Annotated in this window: 6 protein-coding genes and 1 pseudogene; 1 reads left to right on the top strand and 6 read right to left on the bottom strand. The window is 63.1% G+C overall.

Annotated elements, in window-relative coordinates; all coding sequences use genetic code 11:
• Positions 1–13: 13 nt before the first annotated feature.
• The 5 genes from VBE63_RS22545 to VBE63_RS22525 all read right to left on the bottom strand — a co-directional run bounded on the left by VBE63_RS22545 (position 14) and on the right by VBE63_RS22525 (position 4,342).
• On the bottom strand, positions 14–706 hold the full coding sequence (locus VBE63_RS22545) for a hypothetical protein (RefSeq protein WP_323685263.1): 693 nt from the start codon (positions 704–706) through the stop codon (positions 14–16).
• 71 nt (positions 707–777) lie between these two features.
• A complete protein-coding gene (locus VBE63_RS22540; RefSeq protein WP_323685262.1) occupies positions 778–1,773 on the bottom strand; it encodes a phosphatase PAP2 family protein in 996 nt (331 codons plus the stop codon).
• Positions 1,774–1,789: 16 nt separating this feature from the next.
• Positions 1,790–1,942, bottom strand: coding sequence for a DUF5989 family protein (locus VBE63_RS22535; protein WP_200240908.1), 153 nt, complete (start codon positions 1,940–1,942; stop codon positions 1,790–1,792).
• A 118-nt stretch (positions 1,943–2,060) separates the two neighbouring features.
• Positions 2,061–2,465 (bottom strand): SxtJ family membrane protein, encoded by a 405-nt coding sequence (locus VBE63_RS22530; RefSeq protein WP_323685261.1) that lies wholly within the window; start codon positions 2,463–2,465, stop codon positions 2,061–2,063.
• A gap of 23 nt (positions 2,466–2,488) precedes the next feature.
• Positions 2,489–4,342 carry a carbamoyltransferase gene (locus VBE63_RS22525; protein WP_323685260.1) on the bottom strand — a complete coding sequence of 618 codons (1,854 nt, stop codon included), beginning with the start codon at positions 4,340–4,342 and terminating at the stop codon, positions 2,489–2,491.
• 211 nt (positions 4,343–4,553) lie between these two features.
• Between VBE63_RS22525 and VBE63_RS22520 the strand changes: the two genes are divergently transcribed.
• Positions 4,554–5,675 carry an SGNH/GDSL hydrolase family protein gene (locus tag VBE63_RS22520; protein WP_323685259.1) on the top strand — a complete coding sequence of 374 codons (1,122 nt, stop codon included), beginning with the start codon at positions 4,554–4,556 and terminating at the stop codon, positions 5,673–5,675.
• Between the two features lie 206 nt (positions 5,676–5,881).
• Here VBE63_RS22520 and VBE63_RS22515 read toward each other — a convergent pair.
• Positions 5,882–7,426: pseudogene (locus tag VBE63_RS22515) on the bottom strand (hypothetical protein); the annotation flags it as partial.

The following is a 7,426-nucleotide window of genomic DNA, read 5'->3' as shown; positions in this document are numbered from 1 at the left end:
CGACTCATGAGCGCTACCTGGACGACGCGCAATCGCTCTCGCGCTGGCTGCGTTGGATCAGCGTCTGCAGCCGCTGTTGCTCGTCGACCAGTTCGTCCGGTGGCTTGGGTGAGCGCTTGAGCATCGTCGCGGCCTGCGCGAGCCCTTGGCAACGGTCGCTGCCGGATTCTTTCAACAGCGCGTGGTAGAGCAATGCTGAGGCGCCGTAAATAAAACCCAGAGCGCTGTCTGGTACCCGCGCGCGCGCCTCTTCGGCGGCCGTGAGCAGCTTTTGATTCTCACGGTCGAGCTGCTTCTCGCGCACCGATGCGTCGAGCCGATTGCGCCGCTCGCTGAGTGTGAGTAAGAGCCCGCCATGATAGGAAGCGATTCTCGGCGAATCGCTTGAAGGTTGCAGGGCGAGGGCCCGGCGATAGCCGGACTCGGCCTTGTCGAGGAGCTTGCGGGTCTGCCCTCCGGTCGCGGATGCCCCGGCCGGGAGTTGGATCGCGAGGCGCAAGCAGGCATCGGCATGGATGGCGTGCGCTTCAGCGCAGAGGTCGCTGGCCTCGCTGCATTGGATGCTGGTGGCGGCGGCGATGCCTTCCCAGTTGCTCGCGGCAACCAGTGCTTGCAGCTGGCTCGGATTAAGGCCGGGTCCAGACTCGGCGATCGGCTGAGTCTGGCAGCCAACCAGCAGGCTGGACAGCCCAATCAGGCCAATCATGAGTAGCGCCGCAAGGCTTCGACCTGCCAGGGGTCTCTGCTGACGGTGATCTTGGCAATCCGCGCATTGGCTCATGGTTGTGCCTGCTTCTCGGTAGCCTTGGCCTGACTCTGAAGCAGGGTCTCTGCTCGGGCGTTGCGGCTTGAGCCTAAGCCCGAGCCCGAGCCCGAGCCTAAGTCTAAGCCTGAGCCTGAGCCTGAGCCTGAGCCGAGGACTGACTTGCCTGGAGGCTCGGGCGGAAACAGGCGTTGCAGAATGAAAAAGCCCAACCAGACCAGCAAGATCGAGGTTAGTGTATCGCTGAGGAAATGGGCGCCCGCGGCGATCCGTGCGAGCACCATGGCGAACAGATAGAGCAGGGCCGCGCCGGTCCAAATGGAACTGACCCCGAACAGCACTACCGGCACTGCGACCAGCCAAGCGGCGGCCGCGACATGGCCAGAGGAAAAGCTATTGCCGTTCTGGTCGGAGACGACGAAGGCCGGTGTGAAGGTGCGATAGCCGCCGAACTGCTCGAGCTGGATCGGGCGTGCTCGGCCCCAATGCTCCTTGAAGAGTTGATTGACGACCAGCCCTGGCACGAGCACGAGTAACAGCAGCAGGAAGCTCAGTTGGCGTCCGCTGACGCGCCCTGCGGCAGTGCCTGTGCTGCGCTTGGCGAGGCGCAGATCACCGCGGCGTGTGAGGACAACGCGCATGGCCTTGGCCTCGGGCGCGTCAATGCCGCTCAGGGCGCTGCCCTGGTTGTGGCTGTTCGAGGTCGCTGGACGCGGGCCGCTCTGCGTCTGTTGCGCCGCGTCTTGATCGTCTTGATGGGTGTTTTTTGTCACCGCTGCATGCCGGCGCCCAATCGCCCAAGCACCGATCAGGCCTAGGCCGATGATCACCAAGACCTCATCGATCGAGCCATACATGAACTGCTCCCAGAAGGCACCACGCGCGGCGAAGCCGCCCTCCGGCGTCCAGAACAGGCCCGCGACGGCGAGATCGATCTGCGGAAATGCGAGCCAAAGATCGGCCAGCGCAAAGAACAGGATCGAGATGGCAAGTAGCGGCGAAGCGCTCATGTGATGGCTTGAGCGCTCAGAACAGGGTGTAGATGAACGGCGCGACTGCCGAGCCTTGGGCGAGCACGATCAGTGCCCCGAGCAGCAGCATGACGACGATGATGGGCGCAAGCCAGAATTTCTTGCGCTCACGCATGAAGCCCCAAAGGTCTTTGAGCAGGTCGAGCATCGGTAGCAGTCTCTCGGCGGTCAGGTTGTGTGCAGGTTGTAAGCAGGTCGTGCGCAGGTGATGCGTTAACCTGAATCTCAGGCGATTCATTGTTCGGCGTGGCGCCGCGCCATGAGAGTTAGTAGGGTCTTTCGAATGAAGCGGGCTCAATCGGCCGACTCGGTTCGCGGTAGCTCTCGGCCTCGGGCTGCAGCCGGCGGCGCATGGGGTCATGACGGAACAGGCGCATCACCGCGCCGACCGGCACGAACAGCACAAAGAACACCAGACCCAAGATCAGCGGTGTCGTGATCCGGCTCATCATCAGGCCGAAGCGCATCCAGCCGCGGTAGACCGGGCGCAGACTGCCTGGTGCCACTAAGCCCCAGAGCGCTAGCACCGCAGCCAGCGGCCATGGCCAGATCGGCCAGCCAAGGCCGAGCAGCCAGGGCAGCAACAGCCCAAACAGCAGGGCGATGATCATTGCCGTGGTCAGCGCGAAGCGGCGCAGACCGGCGCGGTCGAGTTCGGGGATCGGGTGCATGGGGTGGCGATAGGCTCGGTGCTTTAGTCCAGCTCGAAGGTCTGCTGCCAACTCAGGTCTTGCTCCTGCGCGGGTTGCTCGGACTTGGTCAGCAGGCAGTTCTCGAGCACCAGAGCGTCCATCTCGGTGCGCATGAAGCAGCGATAGGCATCCTCGGGCGAACCGACGATGGGCTCGCCACGGACATTGAATGAGGTGTTGACCAGCAGCGGGCAGCCGGTGCGCTCGGCAAAGGCTGAGATCAGCCGGTGGAAGCGCGGGTTGGTCTCGCGGTGCACGGTCTGTAACCGTGCCGAGTAGTCGACATGGGTGATGGCCGGGACCTCGGAACGGGCGATGTGCAGCTTGTCGATCCCAAACAATGTCTGCTCGGCTTCGGACATCGCGATGCGCTTGGACTCCGCCACCGGCGCAACGATCAGCATATAGGGGCTGGGCTGGGTCTGCTCGAACCAGTCACTGACCTGCTCGGCGAGCACCGCCGGCGCGAACGGCCGAAACGACTCGCGGTACTTGATCTTCAGGTTCATCACCGACTGCATGTGCGGATTGCGCGGGTCGCCAAGGATCGAGCGCCCCCCAAGCGCGCGCGGGCCGAACTCCATCCGCCCCTGGAACCAGCCGATGATCTGACCGGCGTTGAGCAGCTCCGCTAGCCGCGACATCAGCGCTTCGTCGTCGAGGCGCTGATAGGGGATCTCAGCGTGATCCAGAAAGGTCTGAATCTCAGTATTGGTGAAGCGCGGGCCGAGATAGGCGCCCTGCATCCGATCCGTCGTCGAACCCGTGCAAGCGGTTCGCGGTTGATCCAGATACTCATGCCAGACCGAGAGCGCGGCGCCGAGCGCCCCACCAGCATCGCCCGCGGCGGGCTGAATCCAGATCTGCTCGAACGGGCCTTCGCGCTGCAGCCGGCCATTGGCGACGCAGTTCAGCGCCACGCCGCCAGCGAGGCAGAGCCGATCGACGCCCAGCTCGCGATGCAATGTGCGCGCAAGTCGCAGTACGACCTCTTCGGTCACCACCTGAATCGACCGCGCTAGGTCCATCTCGCGCTGCGTCACCGGCGACTCGGGCTTGCGCGGCGGGCCGCCGAACAGCCGCTCGAAGGCGCGGCTGGTCATGGTCAGCCCATTGGCGTAGTTGAAGTAGCGCATATCCATGCGGAAGCTGCCGTCGTCCTTGAGCGCGATCAGATGCTCAAGGATCAGATCGACATAACGTGGCTCGCCGTAGGGCGCGAGCCCCATCAGCTTGTACTCGCCGGAGTTGACCTTGAAGCCGGCAAAATAGGTGAAGGCCGAATAGAGCAGGCCGAGTGAATGCGGAAACTGGACTTCCCACTGCGGACTGAGCCGGTTGCCCTCGCCGAGCCAGGCACTGGTCGTCGCCCACTCGCCGACGCCATCCAGGCAGAGTACCGCCGCACGCTCGAATGGGCTCGGGAAGAAGGCCGAGGCAGCGTGCGATTGGTGGTGCTGGGTGAACAGCAGCGGCGGCAGTTGCGCGACCGGCACCGCACCGAGCTTGGCCAGTTCTTTTTTCAGCAAGTCCTTCAGAAACAGCTTCTCTTTCAGCCAGATCGGCATCGCGGTGATGAACGAGCGCAGGCCGCGCGGCGCATAGGCCAGGTAGGTCTCGAGCAACCGCTCGAATTTGATCAGCGGCTTATCGTAGAAGACGATCTGATCCAGCTCGGCGAGCCTGATGCTGGCATCGTCCAAACAGTAGCGGATGGCCTCGGCTGGGAAGGCGGCATCCTGTTTCTTGCGCGAGAAGCGTTCCTGCTGGGCAGCCGCCAGCACCTCGCCGTCGCGCACCAAGGCGGCTGCGCTGTCATGATAAAATGCTGAAATTCCAAGGATATTGACCGCCATGGGGTCCTAGAAACCTGTGCAGGAAGACGCTGTACCGCGGGTGCCGCGCAACGCGCAACAGTATAACGAAGTTCTGATAGGCTGAGGCATCGGATAGACTGCGGTGACTAAGCGCTGGTCCGCGAGTGCCTCGGGCTGGTTGTCGTTTGAGCCGACCACCGCAGCGCGACAGGCGGAATGCAGCGCGGGTGATTCGTTTTGAGAAATGGGCATGAAGCGACCTCTACGACCTCTGTTATTGACGATCATCTGGCTGTTGTTCGTCTTCTTGCTGCTGCAGTTGGCGGGTTTCCTGTTTTACCAGTTCGTGGTTAGCCAGCCGATCAGCGGCTACGGCTACCCGACCGGGCTCGAGCGGCCGCACGCTGAGCTTGGCTATCACTATCAGCCCAACTTCTCTGGTCACTTCAAGGGCACCGCCTACCAGCATATCTTGATCGAGACCAATGCCCAGGGCTTTCGCGACGCCGATTTCGCGCCGCAGTCGGGCGAGGGGCTGCGGGTCGCCGTGCTTGGTGATTCAGTGGTGCTCGGCCCCGGTGTTGAGGCCGGAGAGCGCTTGACCAACTGCCTGGATGACGTCGCGCGCCCTGGCGCTGAGGCTTGGCGCATCCTCAATCTCGGTGTGCATGCCTATAGCTTCGGCCACTACGTCAAGCTCGCCGAGCTGGAGTTCCTTGGGGCTGAGCCGGATGCCGTGCTGCTGGGCATCACCCTCAATGACTTTGCGCCGATGGAGAGCGTTGGCCCGGCCCGTCGCGCACGCCGCCAGGCCGAAGGTTGGCATAAGCCAGACTGGGTTGCCCGCATCCAGTCTCGGCTCGGGCGCACCTATGCAGGACGTTTTCTGGATGAGCTCGATACCCGCGTCCGTTACGCGCTGATGAGTGCTAACGATCGCCAGGCCTATCACAGCCTCTGGATGCGCTCTGTGGTTGATGCCTGGCAGCAAGACGACAATCGCGAGCGTTTTGCTCGCCGACTGGATCAATTCACCGCCGCGCTCGATCAACGCAGCTTGCCACTCGGCATCTTGCTCTTCCCAGAGCTCAACGCGCTACGCGATCCCGAGACCTTCGATGGTCCTCGCCAACAGGTTAGGGCGATGCTCGATGAGCGAGGGCTGAACTACTGCGACCCTTACGATGACTTCGCACGCCAACCAGATCTGGATGCGCTGTTTCTGCAGCGCGATAGCGTACACTTCACCCCGCGTGGGCATCAGCTGATCTGCGATGCGTTTGCGCGCTGCCTAGAGGCGGGAAGTCTCGCTGATCTTGCTGCAGCGCGGACTGGTCTGCCGAGGTTCGAAGCATCGTCGGCTAACCCATGACTGAACGGATCGCCACTCGGGTAGGCCATCGGCCAAGCGTTGTGCCTCGAATCTAGCCTCGCGCTGCGACTGCCTCGAACGAGGGGATAAAGGGCTTTTGCATTCAAGCCAACCATCCAATGCCTGATATTCTTGACACAGCTATGATTTCCAGTGCTTTTCTGATGAGCTAAAGAATCGACGTGCTGGTAGGGCCGGTCATCCTGCTACTCCTCCTCAAACTCCGCCGAGCCAAACTTCAGCACGCTGCAGTTCTCCTTGATGGTGCGCTGTAGGCTTTCATCGAAACCGGTCTTGGTCTTGGCCTGGATGTCGATCGAGATGGTGACCTCCACGCCGACCCGCGCGGTGAACGGCTCGATGATCTCATCGACGATCTGCGCAAAGTCGAGCTTCGCCTTGACCGGATCGAGTTCGATACTGCCGTAGAACTGGGTCTTAGCCGGGGTGCCGCTGCCGGTAGCGCCTTGGCCAATGCCACCGGTCCCTGTGTGGATGCCACCGTTGCTACTTCCACTGCCGCCTGGACCGGTTCCGCCTGATCCAGCAGAGCCACCCGCCGCACCCGTTCCACCAGCACCCGTTCCACCGGTGCCTGTCCCACCGGTGCCCGCTCCAACAGCACCCGCTCCACCGGTGCCTGATCCGCTGCTTCCTCTGCTTCCGCCTGCTCCGCTCCCACCTTGACCTCCCGCATCGCCGCCCATGGCACCGTCACCGTTGCCGCCGGCACCCTGCCCATGCGCTGGCTTGAGGGCCTCGCGATAGGCCCGCGCGGCCTCCTGCTGAATCAGCAGCGCCTCCTCGCCCAGTTCCACCACCCCCTTGGTGCCAAACATGAAGCCCAGTAGGCGCTCGCCATCCTTGCCGGCCGCGAAGCCGAAGAAGTCTTCGCTGGCCACGCCCTTGGCGATGGCGTCCTTGAACACGCTGTCGTTGATCAGCCGCGGCAGGTACAGGTAGTGACAGCAGTCCTGGTAGACCTTGAGCGCGCTCACCTCGGTGACGCCGTCCTTGAAGTACCAGGTCTCCAACAGCCGCTTGAGATGGATCGGGCTCCATTCGGTGACCAGCCAGTCTTCGTCCTTGAGCTTGTATTCGATCTCGACGATCAGGTTGGGCGCATTGGTCGAGAGCGGCACCGCATCCCAGCTCAGTGTCGGTCGGCCCTTGATGAACTGCTCCACTGGGCAGAGCAGCCAGCGATAGGTCTCGCGCACCAGGCGCTTGAGGGTCTTCTCGGCCTCGTCGCGGTGCTGCTTGGCCAGCTTGGCTTGGAACAGATCCAGGTTGAGCTTGCCCTCGTCGATGTCGGCGAGGATGCCCTCCCAGGCGATGAAGGCGCGCCCGGCCTCCTTGAGCCGATGGACGCTGTCATAGTCCGGGGCGACGAACAGCAGCCGGTTGCGCTTTTGTCGGGGTTGGTCGCCGCGTTGGGTGAGGATCTCGGTCGCGGCGCGCTGGGCCAGCGTGCCATCGGCGCGGCTGTGCCCAGCCTCTGGCAAGAGCACCACCAGGCGCGGACCCTGGCCGAAGTCGTCGGGGATGTCGACCGAGGGGGTGAAGACATGGATGCCGGCGAAGCTGTGCTTCGTGCCGAACACCGCGCGCACCCTGTCGCGCAGCAGCGGATAGAGCTGATCCTTGTTGCTGATCTGCTGCATCCGGCTTTCCATCTCGCGGCGCAGGTTGGGCTTGGTGTCGAGCCAGAAGCGGTCTTGGTCGGAGAACAGATAGTGCAGCCGATCGCG

This window comes from Lamprobacter sp., assembly GCF_034860625.1.
In the GTDB taxonomy this organism is placed as follows: Bacteria; Pseudomonadota; Gammaproteobacteria; order Chromatiales; family Chromatiaceae; genus Lamprobacter.
This window is presented reverse-complemented; position numbering and strand designations above follow the sequence as displayed.

Coding starts and splice junctions, on each gene's coding strand:
- VBE63_RS22530 (WP_323685261.1), bottom strand. CDS start 2,465: ATGCACCCGATCCCCGAACTCGACCGCGCCGGTCTGCGCCGCTTCGCG.
- VBE63_RS22535 (WP_200240908.1), bottom strand. CDS start 1,942: ATGCTCGACCTGCTCAAAGACCTTTGGGGCTTCATGCGTGAGCGCAAG.
- VBE63_RS22525 (WP_323685260.1), bottom strand. CDS start 4,342: ATGGCGGTCAATATCCTTGGAATTTCAGCATTTTATCATGACAGCGCA.
- VBE63_RS22545 (WP_323685263.1), bottom strand. CDS start 706: ATGATTGGCCTGATTGGGCTGTCCAGCCTGCTGGTTGGCTGCCAGACT.
- VBE63_RS22520 (WP_323685259.1), top strand. CDS start 4,554: ATGAAGCGACCTCTACGACCTCTGTTATTGACGATCATCTGGCTGTTG.
- VBE63_RS22540 (WP_323685262.1), bottom strand. CDS start 1,773: ATGAGCGCTTCGCCGCTACTTGCCATCTCGATCCTGTTCTTTGCGCTG.